The organism is Desulfosporosinus orientis DSM 765, assembly GCF_000235605.1.
GTDB classification, from domain to species: Bacteria; Bacillota; Desulfitobacteriia; order Desulfitobacteriales; family Desulfitobacteriaceae; genus Desulfosporosinus; species Desulfosporosinus orientis.
This window is the reverse complement of record NC_016584.1, coordinates 4,004,741-4,028,004: the sequence shown is the minus strand read 5'-3', so window position 1 is coordinate 4,028,004 and position 23,264 is coordinate 4,004,741. Positions and strand designations below refer to the sequence as shown.

The window sequence follows — 23,264 nt, the reverse complement described above, 5'->3', positions numbered from 1 at the left end:
GGAGACTGCGGAAGTTGGAATCAGTAAGTATCGGTAAGTCAGTTAGTGAACTCCATGAACTTCTCGTTCATAAAGACATAAGCTCCACAGAATTGACCAAAGCCTACATAGACCGCATTAGGTCAGTGGACCCGGTATTAAAATCCTATTTAACCGTTCTGGAAGATGAGGCTTTGGCACAGGCTGCTGAGGTGGACGAAAAGATTGCTCAAGGACAAGCCTTAAAACCTTTAGAAGGTATTCCAATGGCCCTTAAAGACAACATGTGTACCGAAGGAGTGCGCACCAGCTGTGCTTCTAAAATGCTCGACAATTTTCTTCCTCCTTATAATGCCACGGTGACAGAGCGATTGCGAGCTAGTGGAGCAATTCTTCTCGGCAAGCTGAATATGGACGAATTTGCCATGGGTTCCTCCACTGAGAATTCCTATTTTGCTCAAACCCGCAATCCTTGGAATTTGGAGTGTGTCCCCGGAGGGTCTTCCGGAGGATCTGCTGTGGCTGTGGCAGGAGACGAAGCGGCCTTTACCTTAGGCTCTGATACCGGGGGCTCCATTCGCCAGCCGGCTTCCTTCTGCGGCGTGGTGGGCATGAAGCCGACCTATGGTGCAGTTTCCCGTTTGGGACTGATTGCTTTCGCTTCGTCCCTGGACCAGATCGGCCCCTTTACCAAGACCGTGGCAGATAATGCTCTGGTGATGAATGCTATCGCCGGCCATGATCCATTGGATTCCACATCCGTTCCTTTTGAGACCCCGGATTATACCAAGTTTTTAGAGAATGATATCAAAGGCCTGAAAATTGGAATTCCTCGCGAGTACTTTGGCGAGGGCATTGATCCTGAAGTTGCCAAGGGGATTCAAGCCGGAATTCAGACCTTAAAGGATTTAGGGGCGGAAGTGGCGGAGTGCTCCCTGCCGCATACGGAATATGCCATTCCCGCCTATTACCTGATTGCTACTGCGGAGGCCAGCTCAAATCTGGCTCGCTATGACGGTGTGCGCTATGGGTACCGGGCAGACTCCAATGATGTCTTAGGAATGTTTAAGAAAACCCGGGCTGAAGGATTCGGGCCGGAAGTTAAACGGAGAATTATGCTGGGTACCTACGCTTTAAGTTCGGGTTATTATGATGCCTACTATCTGAAAGCGCAAAAAGTGAGAACCCTGATTAAGCAGGATTTTGACAAAGCTTTTGAAACCTTTGATGTTTTGCTTTCCCCAACTGCGCCTACCCCTGCCTTTAAATTCGGGGAAAAATCAGCAGATCCTTTGGCTATGTATTTATCTGATATTACAACAGTCCCGGTTAACATGGCAGGTATTCCGGCCCTTTCGATTCCTGCCGGATTCGTCAATGGGCTGCCCATCGGCATGCAGTTTATGGGCAAAGCCTTTGGGGAAGGGACTTTGTATCGTGTGGCCTATACCTTTGAGCAAAACACCAATTACCATACCTTAAAGCCAAATTTGTCCGGGGAGGTGCTGAGCCGTGTTAATCGCTAATAAGTATGAAATGGTCTGCGGTCTTGAAGTTCACGTGGAACTCCAGACAAAGACGAAGATATTCTGTGGATGCAGCACCGAATTCGGCGGAGAACAGAACACTCATGTCTGCCCCGTCTGTTTGGGTATGCCCGGCGCCCTGCCTGTTTTGAACCGCCAGGTGGTGGATTTTGCTATTAAAGCTGGACTGGCCTTAAACTGCGAAATTGCCGAATTCTCCAAGTTTGACCGTAAAAACTACTTCTACCCGGATTTGTCGAAAAACTATCAGACCTCCCAATTTGATCTGCCCATTTGCGGCAAAGGCGGCATAGAAATCGAAGCAGAGGGCGAGAAGAAGTGGATCGGAATTACCCGGGCCCATATGGAGGAAGATGCCGGTAAGTTGGTCCACAGCGGGGATACCATTACCACCTCCAATGCCTCGTCTGTGGATTATAATCGGGCCGGTGTGCCTCTTCTGGAGATTGTTTCAGAGCCGGACATGCGTTCCATTCCTGAAGTGCTTGCCTACCTGGAAAAGCTGGTCCAAATCCTGGAGTACACGGAAGTCTCAGATTGCCGTCTGGAACAGGGTTCGGTGCGCTTTGATATTAATGTTTCCCTGCGTCCCGCGGGTTCCGAAGCCTTTGGAACTCGTACAGAAACCAAGAATCTCAACTCTTTCAGCTCTGTACGGCGCTGTTTGGAATACGAAACAGCCCGCCAGGCCCGGGTTTTGGATGCCGGAGAAAAGGTGATTCAAGAAACCAGAACCTGGGATGAGGGGCAAGGAATAACCTTAGCTCTTCGCTCTAAAGAAGAAGCTCATGACTACCGCTACTTCCCTGAACCCGACCTGACCCCTCTGGTTATCGACCGGGAGTGGGTGGAGCGGATACGCAAGACTCTCCCTGAACTGCCTGCAGAGCGCCGCGCCAGGCTGCAAAGCATAGGATTGTCTGACTATGATGCGGGAGTTATTACTTCTTCTAAGGCCCTGTCCGACTTCTTTGACGATGCTTTGGCCAGCTTCAGTGATGCCAAGACCTTGGCCAACTGGGTGATGGGGGATCTGACCCGCTTGTTAAATTCCAATCAGTGCCCTGTGGAGGACTCACCGATTTCTCCTAAACAATTGGCAGACCTTTTAGGGCTCATCGAGAAAGGAACCATCAGCGGGAAAATAGCCAAGACAGTTATTGAGGAAATGTATGCTACCGGCAAAGACCCTGAGGTGATTGTCAAAGAAAAGGGACTTGCTCAAATCAGTGACGAGGGGGCCTTGTTGGGAATCATCGACAGCGTGATCGCCGCCAATCCTCAATCCGTAGAGGATTACCGGGCCGGAAAAGACCGGGCCATCGGCTTCTTAGTGGGGCAGATTATGAAAGCTACCAAGGGTCAGGCCAATCCAGGTCTGGTCAATAAACTTCTTAAGGAAAAACTATCGTAATGAAAGAAGGGCCCAAACGGGGCCCTCTTATATTTATATCTGAATACCTATAACCTTCTCTACATAAATATACTGCCCTGCCTAATAAGTATACAGTATAAAGAACTCTACATTCTTCTAAGTCAGTAAGGATTGTGCTAGTATTAGAATTAGAAAATTCGTCGATAATAAATTCCAGCTAATTTAGAGGGGTGAGTCCGATTGAGACACTTAACGATTGTAGACACTACTTTGCGTGATGGAGAACAAACCGCCGGCGTGGTATTTTCAAACCAGGAAAAACTCATGATCGCGCGTTTGCTTGATGAGCTGGGTGTTCATCAAATTGAAGCCGGAGTAGCGGTTATGGGCGGTGATGAGAAACGCGCAATTAGTGAGATTGCCAAACTGGGATTGAAGGCAAGCATTATGGGCTGGAATCGTGCTGTAATTTCCGATATCGAGGCATCATTGGCCTGTGGTGTTGATGCTGTTGCGATTTCTATTTCCACCTCAGATATTCATATTGAACATAAATTGATGACCACTCGTGAGGATGTCTTGGAACGAATGATTAAAGCCACAAGCTTTGCTAAGCGGGAAGGAATGTATATATCAGTCAATGCGGAAGATGCTTCACGATCCGACATGGACTTTTTGATTCAATTTGCTTTAGAAGCCAAAAAAGCCGGTGCTGACCGCTTGCGCTACTGTGATACCGTTGGAATATTAGATCCTTTTGTAACCTATGAGAGAATTAAAACCTTAGTGGAAAATACAGGCCTTGATATTGAAATGCATACTCATGATGATTTCGGTATGGCTACTGCCAATGCCCTGGCCGGAGTCAAAGCCGGTGCAACCCATGTGGGTGTAACGGTGAACGGTTTGGGAGAACGTGCAGGTAATGCGGCTTTAGAAGAAGTTGTAATGGCCTTAAAGCATTTACTGGATACGGATTTGAGTTTTGCCACAGAAAGATTTGTTGAGGTCTCTGAATATGTAGCCCGAGCTTCAGGTCGGAGGGTTCCTCCCTGGAAGTCTATCGTGGGAAGCAATATGTTTGCCCATGAATCAGGGATTCATGCTGACGGAGCACTGAAAAATCCTAAAACATATGAGGCTTTTAGTCCTGAGGATGTCGGACTGGAACGACAGATTGTGATTGGCAAACACTCCGGAACGGCCTCCATTAAGGCAAAGTTCCGCAATGAGTATGGTGAAGAAATCTCTGAAGAAGAAGCCAATGAGATGCTGAAGCGGGTTAGGGCCTTGGCGGTGGATATGAAACGATCACTCTTTGACAAGGAATTAATCTATATTTACAGCGACATGAAGAAGCAGAAATAGGAGAACTATAACAAAAGGCGGCATTGCCGCCTTTTTGTATTATCCGGAAAAATCAGGAGACTCAAAAGTTAGATTCTAGCAGAGAGTAAACGTATGTTATGTAGAATTGTTTAAGCAAAAAAATTTTATTGATTCTTAACATTAGGAATTGTCAGAATAAAATGTAAAGATTCGAAGACATGTATATTTTAGTAGACATCTCTAAAATCTAAAGGATCCTAAGGAAATCTTGAATAAATCTTAAAAAAAGTGTACACCTTCGTAGTCACATTTTTTCCGAGGTTTTAAGTGGGTAATCCTAAGTATTAGATGGGAAAAGCCTCAAGAAAGGCTGAAATAGGGTATTTGCACTGAGAAGGGACAAAAGCTGGCACGATAGTTGCAAGATAATTCTGTACTTTCAGAATATAGCTTTAAGTATTTTGAAAGTATGATTTATTCGCAAAGGAGGTGTGACTTATGAAGAAAACATAACGGAGGATAGTTTATGAGAGAGCTGCTAAAACAAGAACGAGGAGGAATGTCATGTCAGATCACGGATCAAAAGCACGCTGGGGTCAACCATTAACGGGAATTATTTCAACAGCTTCATTTCTGCTTATCGCACTGATAACTTGGATCATATTTGCATCTCCCAATGGAATCTTTAAACTTTATGAGCATCCTATTCTTGAGTTTTTAGCTTGGATGCTTTTAGTAGGCATTTGGCAGCATATTATGTTTGGGGATTGGCCCTTTGCCAAGCTCAAACCAGTAACTCGAGGGATAGTGGAAATTTGTGTAAATATTGCGGTAGTCTATATTATTATCTATGGAATATTTCAAGGCTTCCTGGGCAAGTTTATTTTGCCCCTCTGGAGTGTTGACGCTTTGGTGGCCAGGGGGCTTGAAGTGGAGCATGCACGAGAATATGTAGGCGGAGCCCTAACCATGTTTGTTCTCATCGGCTTTGTTACTTATGCTTTTTGGACAATTCTCTTTAAGAAGTGGCCCTGGGGTGATAAACTCACTCAGCCTGCCCTGGGTTTTGCCGAATGGGGAATCACCACGGTAGTGACACTCTTTGCCTATGGAATTCTGATTTACCCCTTTTATGTAAGTGTTGTCCTAAAGCAGCCGTTAGCCGCCGGAGCTCCCTGGTGGGGGGCCATTGACGGAGTTTCCCACTTAAACTATATCATTGGAATCTGGGAATGGATGGTTGTCTATCTGTTTATGACGGCTAATATCTGGTCGGGGAAACCCTGGCATCTTGTTAAGAAGCAGCCTTGGAGCGGGTTATTTGGTTTGGTATCAATTATTATCCTATCCTTCCTGTCAGTAAAATTAACTATCTGGGGGATGGATGCTTTCTGGGGAGCTGTTGATCCCAAGGCTGCCGACGGTCCGGCGTCGTTGGCCTGGCGCTACTATAATTCAGCTACCTTAGCCGGATTTACCCTATTCCCGTTTTTGATCTGGAACCATTACTTTGATAACTGGCCGCAAAAAATGGGCAGCGTTGCCGGTTGGTTTATTCGTACAGGCATTGTTTTTGTCTTGGCAGCCATTCAGTTTTTTGTCTACTACTCTGTTTGTTTACCCCTTTTGGGTTTAAAGCCCGAATTCTCCAATCATGTCAATAAACCTTTAGTTTGGCTGTTTTGGGCGATCATTCCGCTGCTCTTTAATGACTGGTTTATGGCAAAAGTACCATTTTATAAGTCGGGTGGCGAAGATCTAAAGGTTAACGAGTCAAAATCCAAATCCAGCTCGGTTTAAATTCAAATAGGATTAAAAAATTTATAAAGGACAGTCATAAAGTCCTATATTTCAGAGATGACATAAATTAAATCCTCAACTTCGAAATAGAGTCTTAACTCTATTTCGAAGTTAACGGGGATTCAATGTTGATGGACTTTAAGGAGGAATTGCTTCTTTTTGGTCGAATACTTCCATTAAGAGTAAAATTTCAGGAGGACTGCCCTATGCTGGTGGAGGGACATAATTTTTCGGTTACTCTCGATGAAATTTTAGATAATACAAATAACGCAATTATCGCTGTAGACCCTCAAGGCACGATTGTTTATGCCAACCACGCTGTCTATGATATCTTGAAAGTTCCTGTCAAAGATCTGATCGGGCAATCAATTACCACCCATTTTCCTGAAACTGGGATGCTTCGAGTTCTCGAAACGGGAGTTGCAGAGCTGGCCCAGCAATTAAAACTGAGTGATACCGTTCTTCTCAGTAATCGCACCCCAATCTATGCTCAAGGTAAGTTGGTGGGAGCTGTGGCAGTGTTTCAAGACATAACCATTCTCCAGAATTTCCTGGATAATTTGGTAATTGAACATGAAAAAACGAAGCAACTCCAGCGTACTCTCGAGGTAGTTTTGAATACAGCCTATGATGGGCTGATTGTCGTGAATAATCAAGGTATTGTCACTATGACCAATCAGGCCTTCTCAAGTTTTTTTGATCAAAATCCTGAGGATATGATTGGAAAACCCATCACAGAGGTTTATGATAATCCGAAATTTACAGAAGTTCTGGAAACGGCCCAGCCAGTACACGGCTATATCCATGACTTAAACGGACATGAAATTATTGCCAGCAGAGTGCCGATTATTCAAGACGGTAAAATTGTCGGTGCTTTAGGAAAGGTTGTTTTCAAAGATGTCAATGAACTCTATGCCTTGACCAAAAAGGTGGACTCTTTACGTTTGGAGCTGGATTATTATAAAAAGACTCTGTCACAAAACAATTCTTCGGCTCTGGAGCTCTTAAAAGGAAAAAATCCCATTATGAATTCTCTGGTACGAACTACTCTTCGAGTGGCTAAATCCGGATCAACAGTGCTGTTGCGGGGAGAAAGCGGTACCGGTAAAGAGTTGTTTGCTTTATTGCTCCATGCTCAAAGCTCCCGCAGTCAAGGTCCCTTTATCAAGGTGAATTGCGCAGCAGTGCCGGAAAATTTACTTGAATCCGAGATGTTTGGTTATGATGAAGGTGCTTTTACCGGGGCGCGGAAAGGCGGAAAGATCGGAAAATTTGAATTAGCTGACGGCGGTACTCTGTTCCTGGATGAAATTGGGGATATGGAAATGAGTATGCAGGCAAAATTACTGCGAGTCATTCAGGAACGGGAAGTAGAACGGTTAGGCAGCAACAAAACTCGTAAAGTTGATTTTAGGCTGGTAGCAGCAACCAATCGAGACCTGGAAGGAATGATTCGGGATAAGCAATTCCGCGAAGACCTATACTATCGCTTAAACGTTGTAACCTTAACCATACCGCCCTTGCGTGAACGTTTGGATGATATGGATGATCTTATAAAAACCTTTATCAAAAAGTTTAATCTTCAGTTTGCACAATCCGTAACAGGACTCAGTGAAGAAGCAAACGCCGTTCTCAAGAAACATCGCTGGCCCGGTAATATCCGCGAACTGGAAAATATTATTGAAAGAGCATTTAACATGCTTGATGGAACAGAAATTCAACTGAAACATCTGCCGAACTATCTGCAAATCCTGGCCAATCACGATATTCGTCCCTACGCTGAAGGGACCTTAGAAACCATTCTTAAGGGGGTGGAAAGAGATGCCCTGATTATTGCTCTGGAAACGGCCAATGGAAATAAAGTGCAGGCTGCAAAATCTTTAGGACTCTCAAGGGCAGGACTCTATAAGAAATTGATTAAGCACCAATTACACAAATAACTATTTATCTCCAAGAAATGTGAATTTTTTCATCAATAGTTTAATCAGGTACTTATTAGTAATTTTTACTTCCGATGTGTCTACTTTTGGACAAGTGTATATTATTGTTGACAGTCCCTTTACTTAAGATATTGCGCAGATGCACGAAGAGTCTATGAAATTTGATGTAAACGAAAGTATACATGTCGACGAAAGTTATAACTTCTTGCCCGGACCGGGACAAGAGGACGGAACCCCTTGGTATTCAGCCAATACGAAATTATCAGAACATATAAAATTTTCTTTGGCATACAAATTGCAAGATTGTTCAGGAGATTCCAAATCACCAAAAAGGTCTTGTAATACAAAAAAAGGAGGAAAAAGTATGAAGACAATAATGGTCATTGGAGCAGGACAAATGGGTGGTGGAATCGCCCAGGTTGCTGCACAAGCAGGTTATTCAGTTATTCTCAACGACATTAAAGAGGAATTCGTAAACAGGGGTTTTGGAATTATTGATAAAAATCTCGGTCGGAGCGTTGAAAAAGGTAAGCTTCAGGCAGAGGAAAAAGACAGCATTTTAGGCCGTATTACTAAATCTGTTTCCCTGCAGGATGCAGTAAACGCTGACTTGGTGATAGAAGCAGCTGTTGAGAACATGGAAATCAAAGCCAAGATTTTCTCACAGCTTGATGTCATATGTCCGGAACATACAATTCTTGCGACGAATACATCTTCTTTGCCGATTACTGAGATCGCAGCCGTTACAAAACGTCCGGATCGGGTTATAGGAATGCACTTTATGAACCCGGTTCCAGTGATGAAGCTTGTGGAAGTTATTCGAGGCCTTGCTACCAGTGATGAAGTGTATACTACCATCGAAGATATGAGCATTAAAATGGGAAAAACTCCTGTTGAAGTTAATGATGCTCCGGGCTTCGTTGCCAATAGGGTTCTGATTCCCATGATTAACGAAGCTGTATTTACACTTTATGAAGGAATCGCTTCTGTTGAAGCTATTGACAATGTTATGAAATTAGGGATGAATCATCCCATGGGTCCCTTAGCCTTAGGGGATTTGATCGGTTTGGATACCGTGCTCTCCATTATGGAAGTTCTTCATGAAGGATTAGGAGATAAATATCGTCCTTGCCCGTTGCTTCGCAAATATGTAAAAGCGGGTTGGCTGGGACGTAAATCCGGTCGTGGTTTCTACAACTATGAAGCTTAATCCAAGGATGAGGAGGACCAACTATGGAGTACGCTAATCTCTTGCTGGAAAAAAACGACTCGGTTGCTATTCTGACTGTCAATCGGCCGAAAGCTTTGAATGCCTTGAATAGTGACACCTTATCAGAACTTTCCAGTGCCCTTGATGCGGTGATTCAGGATTCCGCGATTAAAGCGGTTGTATTGACAGGCAGCGGAGGCAAAGCCTTTGTTGCCGGCGCCGATATCTCGCAAATGAAGGATTTCAATTCTTTGCAGGGACGTCGTTTTGCCCAGTTAGGCCATGCAGTGTTTCGGAAAATTGAATTAATGCCTCAGCCCGTGATTGCAGCCATTAATGGATTTGCTTTAGGCGGCGGCTGTGAATTAGCTATGGCTTGTGATATTCGTATCGCTGCTGAGAACGCCAAATTTGGCCAGCCTGAAGTTACCCTGGGACTTACCGCCGGCTTTGGCGGCACTCAACGTTTGCCTCGCTTAGTTGGAACAGGCATTGCCAGCGAGTTGCTCTTTACAGGAGATATTATTGATGCACAAGAGGCCTATCGGATAGGGTTAGTCAATAAGGTTTACACTTCGGAAGCGTTGTTAGAGGAAGCTTTGAAACTAGCCCGGCGCATAGCTGACAGGGCGCCTGCCGCCGTCCAATTAAGCAAAAGTGCTATTCAGCGGGGGATTAATTTAGATTTAGACAGTGCCCAAGCCTATGAAGCGGAAGTTTTCGGCCTAACCTTTAGTACACAGGATCAAACAGAGGGCTGCAGTGCTTTCTTGGAAAAGCGTAAGCCTGTATTTGAAGGCAGGTAAAAGATAGTACAAGCTATGTTGCTAATGTCGATCCAAGATATTAAGGATGAATGAAAGGTGAGTCGCTAGACGAGCCCTGTAAAAGATCATAAATGAGAGGATTGATATATAATGATTTTTGATTTAACTGAAGATCATATCATGATGCGTAAAATGGTTCGTGACTTTGCAGAAAAAGAATGTGCTCCTGGATCAGAAGAACGGGATGAGAAAGAAGAATTTCCTGTAGATTTATGGAAAAAAGCCGGCGAACTCGGTCTCGCAGGAGTAACCTTTCCTGAAGAATTCGGCGGTGTCGGAGCGGACTACATCTCTTATGCAATTACTGTTGAAGAACTCTCCCGCGTTGATGCTTCCATGGGTGTAACCATCTCTGCTCATGCCAGTCTTTGTGCCAACCCCATTAATATGTTTGGTACTGAAGAGCAAAAGAAAAAATATCTGGTTCCCTTGGCAACCGGTGAGAAACTGGGGGCATTTGGCTTAACAGAGCCTATGGCTGGTTCGGACGCTTCCGGCACTCGGACAACTGCGGTTCGTGACGGAGATTTCTACATCCTTAACGGCAGCAAAATCTTTATTACTAATGCGTATTATGCCGATACCTATGTTGTCACCGCTCAAATGGATAAGAGCAAAGGAAATCGCGGAATTGCAGCCTTTATTATTGAAAAAGGAATGCCCGGTTTCTCCTTCGGTAAAAAAGAGAAAAAGATGGGTATCCGTTCATCCGCTACTTATGAATTAGTATTTGAAGATGTCCGCGTACCCGCTGAAAACTTACTGGGACAAGAAGGACAAGGCTTCAAAGTTGCTATGCAGACTCTTGATTACGGCCGCATCGGCATTGCCTCCCAAGCTTTGGGAATTGCTCAAGGGGCTTATGAACAAGCAATGAAATATACCAAAGAAAGAGTACAATTTGGCAAAGCTATTTCTGAATTCCAAAACACTCAATTCAAACTGGCTGACATGGCCACTCAAATCGAGGCTGCTCGTCTCCTGGTTTATCAAGCAGCCTATTTGGCATCTCAGCATAAACCGGTTGGAAAAGCTGCTGCAATGGCCAAACTGTTTGCTTCTGAAACGGCGATGGCAGTAACCACCATGGGAGTGCAACTCCACGGTGGATATGGCTATACGCGTGAATATCCTGCAGAGCGCATGATGCGTGACGCCAAAATTACCGAGATTTATGAAGGAACCAGTGAAGTTCAACGTATGGTTATTGCGGCGAACATCTTAAAATAGTTATAATAGTATTTAGCGAAGTGTCGATCTGGGCGCTTCGCTATCGTAACCTAAATATTCGAAATATTTAAACCAATTATTTCAGACACAGAAAGAGGAGGACTTTTCAATGAGGGACGTTGTTATTGTAAGCGCAGTGCGTACTCCCGTCGGCTCTTTTTGCGGTGCATTAGGCCAAATTCCAGCCGCAGAGCTTGGTGCCATTGCTGTCAAAGAAGCGATTAATAGAGCGGGGATTACTCCTGAGCAAGTCGATGAAGTTATTTTAGGTAACGTGTTACAGGCTGGACTAGGACAAAATCCGGCTCGGCAGGCGTCTATCAAAGCTGGAATTCCTCAGGAAGTGCCTTCCTGGACACTAAACAAAGTTTGCGGATCGGGACTCAAAACCGTAGTGTGTGCAGCTCAGGCTATTATGACAGGAGATGCTGATATTGTTGTAGCAGGCGGTATGGAGAATATGTCTCTTGCTCCTTATGTACTTACAAAGGCGCGCACGGGCTATCGCATGGGCAATGATACCGTGATTGATTCCATGATTAATGATGGGCTGACGGATGCCTTTAACAATTATCACATGGGAATCACAGCGGAAAATATTGCCGAACAGTTTAATATTTCCCGTGAGGAGCAAGACCGTTACTCAGTAAGAAGTCAGAACCGTGCTGAAGCTGCGATTATTGCCGGCAAGTTTAATGAAGAAATCGTTCCGGTATCTATTCCACAACGCAAAGGAGATCCTGTTGTGGTTTCTCAAGATGAGTTTCCTCGTTTTGGAGCAACTTACGAAGCGATTGCCAAACTTCGCCCGGCCTTTAAAAAGGATGGAACAGTTACAGCTGCCAATGCATCGGGTATCAATGACGGAGCTGCCGCCATCGTAGTCATGGCTAAAGAGAAGGCAGAGGAATTAGGCTTAACTCCTCTTGCCACCATCAAATCATGGGCTTCCGCCGGAGTGGATCCCAAGATCATGGGAACCGGGCCTATTCCAGCCAGTCGTAAAGCCTTGGAAAAGGCTGGGCTGTCCATTGACGATATAGATGTTGTAGAGGCTAACGAAGCCTTTGCTTCACAAACATTAAGTGTTGCTCAAGGTTTGAATCTTGATCCGGAGAAGACCAATGTTAACGGCGGTGCTATTGCTTTGGGTCATCCTGTTGGAGCATCAGGAACACGCATTCTCGTGACATTGCTTCATGAAATGAAGCGCAGCAACGCCCATCGCGGTTTGGCAACTCTTTGCATCGGCGGAGGCCAAGGGGTTGCTTTAATAGTAGAACGCTAAAAAAAACTCCATAACTACCTGGGGTGACATTTCCATATTGCATCTCTTTGTCCGGAGATGTTGTTAACTTTTCGCTAAGACCGTTAACTATCTAAAGGTTTATAGATAAATAAATAGGTGAAGAGCTGAAGGGGGATGTGTCTATGTATGAGCAGGAGTATCGGAATAAATGTGTTTCAGCAGATGAAGCTGTCAAAATAATTCGCAGCGGGGACTGGATTGAGTTCGCTTGGGCTGCGAGTGTACCGGGATTACTCGACGAGGCCTTGGCTAAGCGTAAAGATGAACTTCATGATGTCAATTTGCGCGGAGGGGTCATTATATCTCCGCTGGCTTGTATGGACTGTGATCCGACGGGCGAGCACTTTACCTGGAACAGCTGGCACTTAGGCGGGCGGGAACGTAAACTGGTACAAAAAGGATTGGCTTATTATATCCCCCTCAAATATTCGGAGTTGCCGAGATATTTGCGTGAAAATGTCAAGACGGATGTTGTGGCAATTCAAGTAGCTCCCATGGATGAACATGGCTATTTCAGTTTCGGAGTTTCCGTTTCTCACTATGCTGCGGCCATTGACCGGGCTCGCGCAGTCATCGTTGAAGTTAATGAGGATATGCCGCGTACTCAAGGCGGTTATGATCATGTGGTTCATATTTCCAAAGTGGATTATATTGTTGAAGGAGGACACCGGGGGCTTCCTATCCTGCCGTCGGCACCTGCGTCAGATCTTGACCGTCAAATTGCCGAGTTTGTCCTGCCGGAAATCACGGACGGCGCCTGTATTCAATTAGGTATTGGCGGAATGCCCAATGCCTTGGGGCAAATGATTGCTGCATCAGATCTCAAAGATCTGGGCATCCATACAGAAATGTTCGTTGACGGCTTTGTGGATATGGTAGAAGCAGGGAAGGTTACGGGAATGCGCAAGCAGCTTGACCGGGGGAAAATCGTCTATGCTTTCGCAGCCGGAACTCAGAAAATGTATGATTTTCTCCACAACAATCCTTCCTTAGCGGGCTATCCAGTAGATTACACCAATCATCCCTTTATCGCTTCCCAAAACAACCAGCTGATCTCTATCAACAGTGCTTTAGAAATCGATTTAACCGGTCAGGTTTGTTCAGAATCTGCCGGGGCTAATATGATTAGCGGAGCAGGAGGTCAATTGGATTTTGTAGAAGCAGCTTATAATTCGAAGGACGGTAAAAGTTTTATCTGCCTGCCTTCCACCTATAATGATAAAAATGGGCAGGCCCACTCCCGCATCAAAGGCTTAATGACTCATGGCTCTGCTATCACGGATACTCGTCCTACAGTTCAGTATGTGGTCACAGAGTACGGGAAGGTGAATCTGAAAGGTCTGCCAACCTGGCAGCGCGCCGAAGCATTGATTTCTATTGCTCATCCTGATTTTCGCGATGAATTGATCGAGGAAGCTCAAAAACTCAAAATCTGGCGGAAAAGAGCTTAGCCTCTAATTAAGAACAGACTTTGACCTAAGCAATGATTAAATTAAGAATAATATTGAACGGTTGAGAAGGGTCTTTTGATAGATCCTTCTTTTTTGTTATCCTTAAAGATAAAGTATTTCCTCTTCTTGATATTGAAATATATACAAAAAAACCGTTAATTATCTTTTTAACGACTTTAGTATTGGTGGACAATCCCTGGTATAACCGTTAAAATTTAAAATGGAATGATTACAATCGACATTTTCGTTAATTATTTAGATTGAGGACGTGGAATGACATCAAAGGATGATAGGAATGAAAAAAACAAAACCAATATCAAAACCCATTGGGAAGGTACCACCGCGCAAACCGGTTTGGAATATATGGCAAGGACTGCTGATCGTTGCCATCATAACACTCATTGAGTTTCCCTTGGGCTGGTTAGAAAGCCCTGAGGATTTAGATACTGTTCTCGGAATTTTAAACTTTGTCAAGGTAGGTTTGGGAGATGTCCTGCTTTACTTTGGCATTATTATGATTTTTTTTAGACTTATCCGCAGACCCTTTTCAGACTTAGGTTTTGTTAAAGCATCCCGGGGATTTATTATATTAGGGTTTATCGTAGGTGTAGGCTTATTCGTCGGAGTCGGGCTTTTGGGAAGCTTTTTAACCAAACTATTTGGAACCCCACCATACCAGAGTTTCGCTCTGGCTGTGATTGGAGCAAACTATCCATGGGAATTTATCCTCCTAATTTTCTTAGGGGGTGTTGTTGCTCCTATTAAAGAAGAAATGTTTTTTCGCGGTGTCATCTATCCAACCTTGCGCAAATCATTTGGCAGGGGTAAAGGAATTCTGCTGACAGGACTTTTTTTTGCTGCTCTGCATTTGGAAATCATTCGCTTCCTGCCCTTATTGATCGGGGGAATTGTCTTAACGTGGTTATATGAACGTTCTTCGAGTATTTGGCCCTCCATTGTAGCTCATGGGACATGGAACGTTCTTATGGCTCTTGCCCTCTGGATACAGCGGTATTAAGCAATAGAATGCCTCAGGCTTATCACTGACAAGGAAGAGTTGATGAGATAATTTGAAAAAACCTGTCAGGTTAGGCGATCATGTGGTTAGCATTCTGTTCCTTATCCGGGATGGGAAAAGAAATATAGAAAGTTGTACCACTGGAGCTGGAATCGACGCAGATCTTGGCTCCATGTGCTTCCACAATTCTGTAGCATGTAGCTAGACCTAAACCGGTACCAGTATCTTTAGTGGTAAAGAAAGGGGTACCGATTTTTATGCTGTTTTCAGGTGGAATACCGCATCCTTCATCATCAATTGCCAGAACTACTTTACCATCCTGCAAATAGCTTTCAATAGTCAGGCAGCCTCTTTCCGCCATTGCCTCGAACCCATTGCGGGTTAGATTTAGAATAAGCTGAGTGATTTCTTTGGCATTCAATTCAAGAGTGGGGATATATCCCAGAATAAAGCGAAGCTGTTTATTTTGAGATAACGCATCGGCCTGGAGAAGAGGGTATAACTGATCAAGAATGTCATTAAGGTTTTGAAGCTTCAGTTCGGTTTTTTTGGTTTGAGCCAGGGAAAGGAATTCTGTAATGATGGAATTTGCACGATCAACTTCGGAAATCATTAGGTCGAAAGTTGGCTTCAGAATTGCGTAATCAGGTTTATCACCTATCAATTGGAGATAGCCACGAATTGTTGTCAGCGGATTTCTGATTTCATGTCCTATACCTGCAGCTAATTGTCCTACAAGGTTAAGACGGTCAAGTCTAGCCATTTCTTCTTCGGATTTTTTGCGGCTTGAAATATCTTGAAAGTAGATGGAAAGTCCATTTTCTATTGGATAGAGTTTTATTTCTACCCATTTGTTGCCTAACATTTCTGAAATAATTTCATAAGTAAAGGATCTATTTTCGTCCATCGCTGTTTGATAGTTAAGGAGCGAGGTCTCATGGAGCTTAAATTCGTCTGTCAGTTTTTTGCCTAACAATTCCTCGCGAGATTTACCAAAGGCTTTTTCAGCGGAACAATTTATATAAGTAAACTGCCAATCCTCATTAATTGAAAAAAAACTGTCAGTCATACTTTCAAGAACGGATATGGTTTCTTCTTTCGATTTGCTTAATTTTTCACATGCTAATTTTTGTTCTGTAAGATCCTGGTAGTAGACCGATATGCCAAATTGGGAAGGGTATCCGGTAATCTGATACCATTTGTCTTGGAGTAAAATGCTTTCATATTCCAATGTAAAGGATAAGCCATCATTCTTTGCTCTATTATAATAACATTCCAGTAAAGTTCCTCTTACTTGAGGAAAGTGATCCCAACATACTTGCCCCAGGAGGGTTTCACGTGATTTTTGTAGTAGCTCTTCGGCTTGATTATTGATATAAATAAACCTGTCTTGATCATCTAACACATAAAAACTGTCGGGCATACTATTGATAATCCCGGCTATTAGTTGATTACTTCTGGAAAGGTCAGCCTCTAATATTAAATACTTCTGAAGCTGCTCAAGCTTTTCTGTTTGCAAGCGTTTCATTTCAGTAACGTTATTATAGGCAAATAAGATGCATTCTTGACCGTCGATTTGAATCGTTTCAGCTGAAATGATTATCGTTTTTTTGAAGCCAAGTTTTGTAATTGTCGAGCATTCTATGTTTCGAACCGATCCTTGCAGCTCAATGGATTTAATGATCTCATAGAATTGGCTTTCAGGAACACCTATCTCGATGGGTGTTTTACCTATTATGTCTTCACGGCGAAAATCTCTTTCTTTGAGGAAACGATCATTGACATCTATATAGGTTAAGTCGGATTTACGTATGATGGACATCATATGTGGACCCAGCTGAAAGGCTTTTTTAAATCGATCCGTTGCTACCCTGAGCTGCTCTTGGTCCTGTTTGTGATCCGTTATATCGTAAAAAATTGCAGCACAGGCATTTTCGCCGCTCGGCATCTGAAAGGTGGACAAATCAGTGATATAGTGTCTTCCGTCTTTTGTTGCAAATTCTCTATGGGAATGAATTTTAGCAGGGTCACTAAAAGGATGCGAGTGGCATTGCTTTTTTATTGCATCGCTGTAAAGAATGGGGCTTCGGTCATTAAAAATTATTAAGTTGATTGAACTTTTGTTAATTATGGTATCCAGGATGAGTGCTTTGCTTAAGTAATCGTAAGTCCAAAAATACAATTTAAAGATAAACAAAACTAATAATGGAGTGGTGATTAAAAAAAGCCATATGACGGTTCCGCTAACCGGTATGTTGGGATTCAACAGCCATGGGGAGATAAACTCAAGAATACATAGTAAAATACAACTCATAATCATTCCTATTAGAAGTAGGAACCAAGCTTTTTTACAAATTTTCTTGTTTTTAAAATAGTGACCCAAGGCAATGCCGAATGAAGCAAAAATGATAATATTTGCTATACCGCCCACTGCGCTATTTCCGCCGGCAATAAACCGGTACAGCAAACTCATTAATGCTGCAATTACAGCTGTACTTGGGCCGCCGATAAAACCTGCCATCGTAAGGGAGATATGGCGAAAATCGAAAAAACGGCCTTCACCAACAATAATGTGACCATGCATTAAAAATATAGTGATAAAGCCGAATAAAAAACCCATTATATAACGGGAATATTTCTTGTTCAAAGATAAGTCCATCCAAATGGAGACACAGCCTAAAAATAACAAATCTATAACGTTGGTTGCAAAGGCGTGATACAAAATAATTACCTCCATTATGCAAAGTATGGGATTTATTTTAATTGTACCCCCAAGGCTTGTTAAAAATTTGTCATATTATTTTGTCGTAAAAAACAATGATTTGTAGAGAACACGTCTTTTGATCTTTGGACTAAATGTTCGTCATTATGAATGAAGGTATTGGAAAACCTGATTCGCTGATTCTATATTTTCATACAAACTAATTCAGTGACCGCCGCAAGCCCCGAGAATATCGTCGGCGGAATACATAATACTCTTTTAATTGCTACCTTGATCATGGTGTGTGCTTTTTTGCTTGGTATTATGGTGTATCAGCCCTGGAAGTCACTAGAGCAGAAAGTCATTGGAAATTAGAAAAATTAGGCTGCAGAGGGTGATAACAGTAAATTGCTAGTACAAATGGATTAGCCTTGGAAAATACTCATAATGACAAAGTGCGCTTCCAGGAGCTGGGAGCGCACTTTGTCATAGTCTTATGATTAATTCATTATTTTCAGGAGCGCAAAATGGAATTAGCCACTAAAGCTTTGTATTGAGCTTCCGTCAATTTGCAGTGATAGAATAAGTCGTAATAACGAGCGGTCTCTTTGTAGAGATCATAGTGGGCCTGTTCGGGATAGAGCAGCTGGGTAATCCAGATCATACCCATATAGCGGTTGACAGAAGGAGGGAAGCCCATCCAGTTATATGGGCCTAGGGGTACCTCATAATATCTGCCATTCTTGATAGCCTTTATTTCCTGCCAGGACCTATCTTGGCCGACGGTGCTGTAAATGCTGTCAGGCGCAAAGACAATCACATCCGGGTTCCAGAGGAGGATTTGTTCCAGATCCACCGGATTGCCGCTGCCCTTGCTGGAGATGTCTTTGACCACGGCCACATTGTTGCTGATCTGATCAAGGATTTCGGCGTGGAATGAGCCTTTGGCCAGGACATTAAGCCCATTGTCACCCAGACAATAGAGGAGATTCGCTTTGCCGTTTTCCCCGACCTTTTTCATGATCTCATCGGTATTCTGCTTAATTTCTTCGCTGTACTGGGCGAGGACTTCAGCTTCTTTTTCCCGGCCCAGCAGCTTGCCCAGCATCCGGTAGGCATCACCCATGGTTTCGGTTGTGGCGGTGATATGAACGGCGGGGATACCCACTTGCTTTGAAAGCCCGTCCATATCTTCCACGATGGTGGATTTGGGCTCACCCACGTCAATGATTAGCTGGGGGTTAACTTTGGCTAGTTCCTCAAGGTTCAGATCAGAACTTCCGTAGAGCTGGCCCAGAACGGGAAGGTTGTAGTATTTGGTATCGAGATATTCCTCGGCTGCCGGAGCCCATTTCGAGGAAAGGCCCACAAACATATCCGGGGCCAGGGCGAAGAGGACGATTTGAGCCATGGAGCCGGAAGGGGCAATGCGGGTAATATTTTTGGGGATTTCAACAACCCGCCCGGCTGAATCCGTAAAACTGACGGTGGCGTTGTCGTCCTCAGCGTTGTTGGCGGGGGCAGAAGCAGGCTGGCTGGGTCCGCCGGTGAGTTTGCCGCAGGCTGTGGTCATGGTCAGAGCCAGGCAAAGAACGATGAGAACTGCGAAAAATTTCTTTTTCATAGAAGGTCCTCCTTAATATGTAGTTTTGGCTAAATATATGGATTTGTTTTAAGAGCAAAAGCGCTGCGGGGAGTCAGCTTCGATAATGCTCTTCGGAATGCAGACTCGGGCTTTGTCGCCGTAGAGGCTCTGCAGCTCAACGTCAATCCCATAAAGCTGTTGAATCAGCTCTTGACTAAACACCTGGCAGGGGGTACCCAGAGCCAGTACTTTGCCATCCTTCATAGCCATGACTCTGTCCGAAAATAAAAAGGTTTGATCCGGATTATGAGTGGATTGAATAATGGTATACCCTTCCTTGGTCAAAGATCTGATTTGGTTGAGAACCCGGATCTGGTTGCCGAAGTCCAGGTTGGCAGTAGGTTCATCCAGGATCAGGATATGGGCTTCCTGAACCAGGGCTCGGGCCATTAAAACCAGCTGCCGTTCCCCGCCGCTGATCTGGGTGTAGCCCCGCTCTTTTAAATGAGAAATACCCAGGCGTTCCAAAGCAGACTCTGCAAGTTTGCGCTGTTTGGCGCCGGGGCTGGAAAGAGGGGATAACTGAACGGTGGTGCCCATGAGAACCATATCAAAGACCGTATAGTTAAAGGAAGGGTAGTGGGATTGGGGAATATAGGCGATGACCTTAGCGATTTCCCTGATCCCTAAATCACGAATGTCTCTGCCGTTTAAAAGTGCCTTTCCTTTATACTTGCTGAGCAGGCCGAGTATACAGAGAAAGAGGGTGCTTTTCCCTGTACCATTCGGCCCCAGGATGGATAAAAGTTCCTTATCCTTGGCTACAAAGCTGATCCCATCGAGAATAAGCCGGTCCCCATAGCTGAAACTCAGATCAGCAACCTCAATACTCAAAAACTTTCCCCCTTTCGGGTAATTAAGTAGATGAAAAAGGGTGCTCCGATAAAAGCAGTGAGTATGCCCAGGGGGATTTCCGTTGTAAATAGATTTCTTGAGAAATTATCTACAAACAAGAGAAAAATTGCCCCGAGCAGCATGGATGCGGGCATAAGATGATTGAAATTGTTTCCTACCAGCTTTCTCGCCAAATGGGGGATGATCAGGCCTACCCAGCCGATCATGCCGCTTACGGATACACTGGCTGCCGTGACAAAAGTGGCGCAGATGATGACCAGCAGGCGGATTCTTTGGGCATTGACCCCTATGGTCTTGGCTTCATCGTCCCCTAAGGTAAGAACATTCAGGCGCCAGCGCAAGAGGAGCAAAGGGATGAGCCCGAGGCTCATGGGGATGATGGAGAATAGAATGTCGCTGATCTTTGCTCCTGCCAGGCTTCCCATCAGCCAGTAAGTGATGGCGGGAAGCTGGTCCGTGGGATCGGCCACTAATTTGATAAACGAGGTACCAGCCGAAAAGAGGGAGCTGATCATGATTCCCGAGAGAACTAAAGCCAGAAGGTTTTTTCCCCGGGCGCGCTGACTGATAAGAAAGACTAAAACCACCGTCAGAAGTGAGAAGAAAAAGGCGCTGAAGGTGATAAAAGCACTGCTGCTGTAATAAAGAATCGCCAAAGCAGCTCCAAAGGCTGCCCCCTGTGAGGCTCCCAAGACATCCGGAGCAGCCATCGGGTTTTGAAAAACCCCTTGATAAGCTGCGCCGGCAGCAGATAGGCAGCAGCCGACCAGACAAGCTAAAAGGATGCGGGGCAACCTGATATTGAGCAGCACGATTTCAACTTGATCAGGCCAGAATTTCTCGGCGTGATTAAATTTGCCAAGCAAAATTCCCAAGAGTTCTCTGCTGGGGATAGGGTAGCGGCCGAAGCGAATGGAAATGAAGATTGAGATGATAAGCAGAATGCCCAGACCACAGACCACTGCCTGATTCTGTTTTATTTTCCTCATAGTCTTACCGCCTTCTAAAAGAAACTGTTATACATCACACAGGATAAATTTACATGCAGCCGCTGGTTTGGGAGAAGGGAAAACCGGCAGGAGATGAGGAATTATCTGATTTGTTAAAAATTATACAAGGGGAAGAATGTCTTGTCAATGAACAAAAACAAATAAGAATGTAATTCAACGAATAAAAACTAACATAAATAAACTGGACAAAGAGACGATAAATGGTTAAATTAAAGATGGGTAATAAAATAACATAACATAAATGAATATAAGGCGTAGAAGGAAAGAGTTTGGAGGTTGTTATGAAACTGATAACTGTAGCCGGTCCGCCATCTTCAGGCAAGACATCGGTGATACTAAGGCTGATTGAATGTATGAATCGTCTCCAAGGGAGCATTGGGGTTGTGAAATTTGACTGCCTGACTTCCTTTGACAATCTCAGCTATGCAGAGGCGGGAATCCCTGTGCATACCGGGTTTTCCGGCAAAGTATGTCCGGATCATTATTTTGTAAGCAATATTGAAGATGCAGTGCAATGGGGAGTTCAGTCAGGTTTTGAGGTGCTCATCACGGAGAGCGCCGGTCTGTGCAATCGCTGTTCCCCTTATATCAAAGGGATCCTGTCCATCTGTGTGATTGACAATCTGTCCGGAGTGAATACCCCCCGCAAAATAGGTCCCATGCTCAAATACGCGGATATCGTGGTGGTTACCAAAGGAGATATTGTTTCCCAGGCGGAACGGGAAGTCTTTGCCTTTAATATCCGGCAGGTGAATTCAGCAGGGAAGGTGATTTTTGTTAACGGGATTACTGGGCAGGGGGCCTTTATTCTGGCGAAATATCTTCAGCAGGCCGGGGAGATCCGAAGCCTCAGGGATACGAGACTGCGCTTCACCACGCCTGCTGCTATCTGTTCTTATTGCACTGGGGAAATAAAAATAGGAGAGCCTTATCAGATGGGAATGATGAAGAAAATGGAGTTTAAAAAGCTATGATGGCAGAAGATTTTATGAGGATTCTGGATAGCAAACCTCTGGCAGAGGTCTTGAGGGAGTACCCTATCGGCTGGGACTTCCTGGCTAATTTTCGGTTAAATAATTTAGAACAAGAGCTCCCTTTCTCTCAGGCCTTGTTGGAGGTGGAAGATGAAGCCCTCGCAGAATTCGGCTTAGACCGGTTGGGGGCTTTAAAGAACTTTGCTGAGTTTCTGGAACAGTTTACCCCCAAAGAGAATCCCTTGGCCGAGGTTAAGTCTATCACTATTACCGGCGGCTGGAATAAAGCCAAGTGCCCGGAATCTGTCAGTCTGACTATTTCCGCCGGGGAAATCATCAGCATTGTCGGGCCCACGGGATCGGGGAAAAGCCGGCTGCTCAATGACATCGAGTGCCTGGCCCAGGGGGATACTCTTACGGGCAGGAGAATTTTAGTCAACGGGGCGGAACTGGATGACCTGCAGCGCTTCGAAATGGAGGGGAAACTGGTCGCCCAGCTTTCCCAAAATATGAATTTTGTCATGGATTTGACTGTTCGTGAATTTCTGGAAATGCATGCCAAGTGCCGGCTGACTCCCAATGTGGGGGAAGTGACGGCAACCTGTTTTCAGTGTGCCAATGAGTTGGCCGGGGAAAAATTCTCTGAAAGCACCTTGGTAACTCAGCTCAGCGGAGGGCAGTCCCGGGCCCTGATGATCGCTGATACTGCCTTTATGAGTGACTCTCCCATCATCCTGATTGATGAAATCGAAAATGCCGGGATTAACCGGAGGCAGGCTATAGCGCTCCTGGCCAAAAGGGAAAAGATTATTTTTGTTTCTACTCATGATCCCCTTTTGGCCCTGAGCGCTGACAAGCGGATTGTCATTCGAAATGGGGGAATCGCCAAAGTCATTGAGATTTCCGAGGCAGAGAAGGAGAGTTTGGGGATCATTGAAAACCTGGATAATACGATGCAAAGGCTGCGCACAGCGCTGCGGGCCGGGGAAGTGATTAGTATGAGGGATTTGAAAGAGCCTAGCTGATAATGATTTAGCGGGGAAGTCATTTGTGAGCTGGAATAT

General features: G+C 44.6%; 17 protein-coding genes. 13 read left to right on the top strand and 4 right to left on the bottom strand.

All coding sequences use genetic code 11. The annotated features are described in order from the left end of the window. The first annotated feature begins 14 nt into the window (after nt 1–14). The 11 genes from gatA (at nt 15) to DESOR_RS18790 (ending at nt 15,015) form a co-directional block, all read left to right on the top strand. The gene (gatA, locus tag DESOR_RS18840; RefSeq protein WP_014186173.1) at nt 15–1,505 is read left to right on the top strand and encodes an Asp-tRNA(Asn)/Glu-tRNA(Gln) amidotransferase subunit GatA; all 1,491 of its coding nucleotides are present in this window, start codon (nt 15–17) and stop codon (nt 1,503–1,505) included. Then, complete coding sequence (gene gatB / locus DESOR_RS18835) at nt 1,492–2,940, top strand: Asp-tRNA(Asn)/Glu-tRNA(Gln) amidotransferase subunit GatB (protein ID WP_014186172.1); 1,449 nt, start codon at nt 1,492–1,494, stop codon at nt 2,938–2,940. The genes gatA and gatB overlap by 14 nt, the downstream gene beginning before the upstream one ends. 201 nt (nt 2,941–3,141) lie before the next feature. Continuing rightward, nucleotides 3,142–4,269: a homocitrate synthase gene (gene nifV / locus DESOR_RS18830; RefSeq protein ID WP_014186171.1), complete on the top strand. Its 1,128-nt coding sequence runs from the start codon at nt 3,142–3,144 to the stop codon at nt 4,267–4,269. Between the two features lie 525 nt (nt 4,270–4,794). Continuing rightward, nucleotides 4,795–6,030, top strand: coding sequence for a hypothetical protein (locus tag DESOR_RS18825; protein ID WP_014186170.1), 1,236 nt, complete (start codon nt 4,795–4,797; stop codon nt 6,028–6,030). A gap of 206 nt (nt 6,031–6,236) precedes the next feature. Next, entirely contained in the window at nt 6,237–7,970 is a 1,734-nt protein-coding gene (locus tag DESOR_RS18820) for a sigma-54-dependent Fis family transcriptional regulator (RefSeq protein ID WP_014186169.1), read from the top strand. Nucleotides 7,971–8,334: 364 nt separating this feature from the next. Beyond that, complete coding sequence (locus DESOR_RS18815; protein ID WP_014186168.1) at nt 8,335–9,180, top strand: 3-hydroxybutyryl-CoA dehydrogenase; 846 nt, start codon at nt 8,335–8,337, stop codon at nt 9,178–9,180. Between the two features lie 23 nt (nt 9,181–9,203). After that, a complete protein-coding gene (locus DESOR_RS18810) occupies nt 9,204–9,986 on the top strand; it encodes a short-chain-enoyl-CoA hydratase (RefSeq protein ID WP_014186167.1) in 783 nt (260 codons plus the stop codon). A gap of 111 nt (nt 9,987–10,097) precedes the next feature. Next, nucleotides 10,098–11,237 (top strand): acyl-CoA dehydrogenase, encoded by a 1,140-nt coding sequence (locus DESOR_RS18805; protein ID WP_014186166.1) that lies wholly within the window; start codon nt 10,098–10,100, stop codon nt 11,235–11,237. A gap of 109 nt (nt 11,238–11,346) precedes the next feature. Beyond that, nucleotides 11,347–12,525, top strand: coding sequence for an acetyl-CoA C-acetyltransferase (locus DESOR_RS18800; RefSeq protein WP_014186165.1), 1,179 nt, complete (start codon nt 11,347–11,349; stop codon nt 12,523–12,525). A 143-nt stretch (nt 12,526–12,668) separates the two neighbouring features. Then, entirely contained in the window at nt 12,669–13,997 is a 1,329-nt protein-coding gene (locus DESOR_RS18795) for an acetyl-CoA hydrolase/transferase family protein (protein WP_014186164.1), read from the top strand. Nucleotides 13,998–14,292: 295 nt separating this feature from the next. Then, on the top strand, nt 14,293–15,015 hold the full coding sequence (locus tag DESOR_RS18790) for a CPBP family intramembrane glutamic endopeptidase (RefSeq protein WP_014186163.1): 723 nt from the start codon (nt 14,293–14,295) through the stop codon (nt 15,013–15,015). Nucleotides 15,016–15,085: 70 nt separating this feature from the next. Here DESOR_RS18790 and DESOR_RS18785 read toward each other — a convergent pair whose 3' ends face one another. From DESOR_RS18785 to DESOR_RS18770, 4 genes are all read right to left on the bottom strand, one after another. Further along, on the bottom strand, nt 15,086–17,752 hold the full coding sequence (locus DESOR_RS18785; protein WP_169315201.1) for a PAS domain S-box protein: 2,667 nt from the start codon (nt 17,750–17,752) through the stop codon (nt 15,086–15,088). 478 nt (nt 17,753–18,230) lie between these two features. Continuing rightward, entirely contained in the window at nt 18,231–19,340 is a 1,110-nt protein-coding gene (locus DESOR_RS18780) for an ABC transporter substrate-binding protein (RefSeq protein WP_014186161.1), read from the bottom strand. A 48-nt stretch (nt 19,341–19,388) separates the two neighbouring features. Further along, complete coding sequence (locus DESOR_RS18775) at nt 19,389–20,195, bottom strand: ABC transporter ATP-binding protein (RefSeq protein WP_014186160.1); 807 nt, start codon at nt 20,193–20,195, stop codon at nt 19,389–19,391. After that, on the bottom strand, nt 20,192–21,205 hold the full coding sequence (locus DESOR_RS18770) for a FecCD family ABC transporter permease (protein ID WP_014186159.1): 1,014 nt from the start codon (nt 21,203–21,205) through the stop codon (nt 20,192–20,194). The genes DESOR_RS18775 and DESOR_RS18770 overlap by 4 nt, the downstream gene beginning before the upstream one ends. Before the next feature lie 302 nt (nt 21,206–21,507). Here DESOR_RS18770 and DESOR_RS18765 point away from each other — a divergent pair, with 302 nt between their 5' ends. Together DESOR_RS18765 and DESOR_RS18760 are read left to right on the top strand one after the other, a co-directional pair. Then, nucleotides 21,508–22,200 (top strand): GTP-binding protein, encoded by a 693-nt coding sequence (locus DESOR_RS18765; protein WP_014186157.1) that lies wholly within the window; start codon nt 21,508–21,510, stop codon nt 22,198–22,200. Next, on the top strand, nt 22,197–23,225 hold the full coding sequence (locus DESOR_RS18760; protein WP_014186156.1) for an ATP-binding cassette domain-containing protein: 1,029 nt from the start codon (nt 22,197–22,199) through the stop codon (nt 23,223–23,225). Before DESOR_RS18765 ends, DESOR_RS18760 begins: the two co-directional genes overlap by 4 nt. Nucleotides 23,226–23,264 lie beyond the last annotated feature (39 nt).

What these genes read in the sequence shown, in the direction of transcription:
- DESOR_RS18825 (WP_014186170.1), top strand. Translation starts at nt 4,795, where the DNA reads ATGTCAGATCACGGATCAAAAGCACGCTGGGGTCAACCATTAACGGGA.
- DESOR_RS18820 (WP_014186169.1), top strand. Translation starts at nt 6,237, where the DNA reads ATGCTGGTGGAGGGACATAATTTTTCGGTTACTCTCGATGAAATTTTA.
- DESOR_RS18815 (WP_014186168.1), top strand. Translation starts at nt 8,335, where the DNA reads ATGAAGACAATAATGGTCATTGGAGCAGGACAAATGGGTGGTGGAATC.
- DESOR_RS18810 (WP_014186167.1), top strand. Translation starts at nt 9,204, where the DNA reads ATGGAGTACGCTAATCTCTTGCTGGAAAAAAACGACTCGGTTGCTATT.
- DESOR_RS18805 (WP_014186166.1), top strand. Translation starts at nt 10,098, where the DNA reads ATGATTTTTGATTTAACTGAAGATCATATCATGATGCGTAAAATGGTT.
- DESOR_RS18800 (WP_014186165.1), top strand. Translation starts at nt 11,347, where the DNA reads ATGAGGGACGTTGTTATTGTAAGCGCAGTGCGTACTCCCGTCGGCTCT.
- DESOR_RS18795 (WP_014186164.1), top strand. Translation starts at nt 12,669, where the DNA reads ATGTATGAGCAGGAGTATCGGAATAAATGTGTTTCAGCAGATGAAGCT.
- DESOR_RS18790 (WP_014186163.1), top strand. Translation starts at nt 14,293, where the DNA reads ATGAAAAAAACAAAACCAATATCAAAACCCATTGGGAAGGTACCACCG.
- DESOR_RS18785 (WP_169315201.1), bottom strand. Translation starts at nt 17,752, where the DNA reads ATGGAGGTAATTATTTTGTATCACGCCTTTGCAACCAACGTTATAGAT.
- DESOR_RS18780 (WP_014186161.1), bottom strand. Translation starts at nt 19,340, where the DNA reads ATGAAAAAGAAATTTTTCGCAGTTCTCATCGTTCTTTGCCTGGCTCTG.
- DESOR_RS18770 (WP_014186159.1), bottom strand. Translation starts at nt 21,205, where the DNA reads ATGAGGAAAATAAAACAGAATCAGGCAGTGGTCTGTGGTCTGGGCATT.
- DESOR_RS18765 (WP_014186157.1), top strand. Translation starts at nt 21,508, where the DNA reads ATGAAACTGATAACTGTAGCCGGTCCGCCATCTTCAGGCAAGACATCG.
- DESOR_RS18760 (WP_014186156.1), top strand. Translation starts at nt 22,197, where the DNA reads ATGATGGCAGAAGATTTTATGAGGATTCTGGATAGCAAACCTCTGGCA.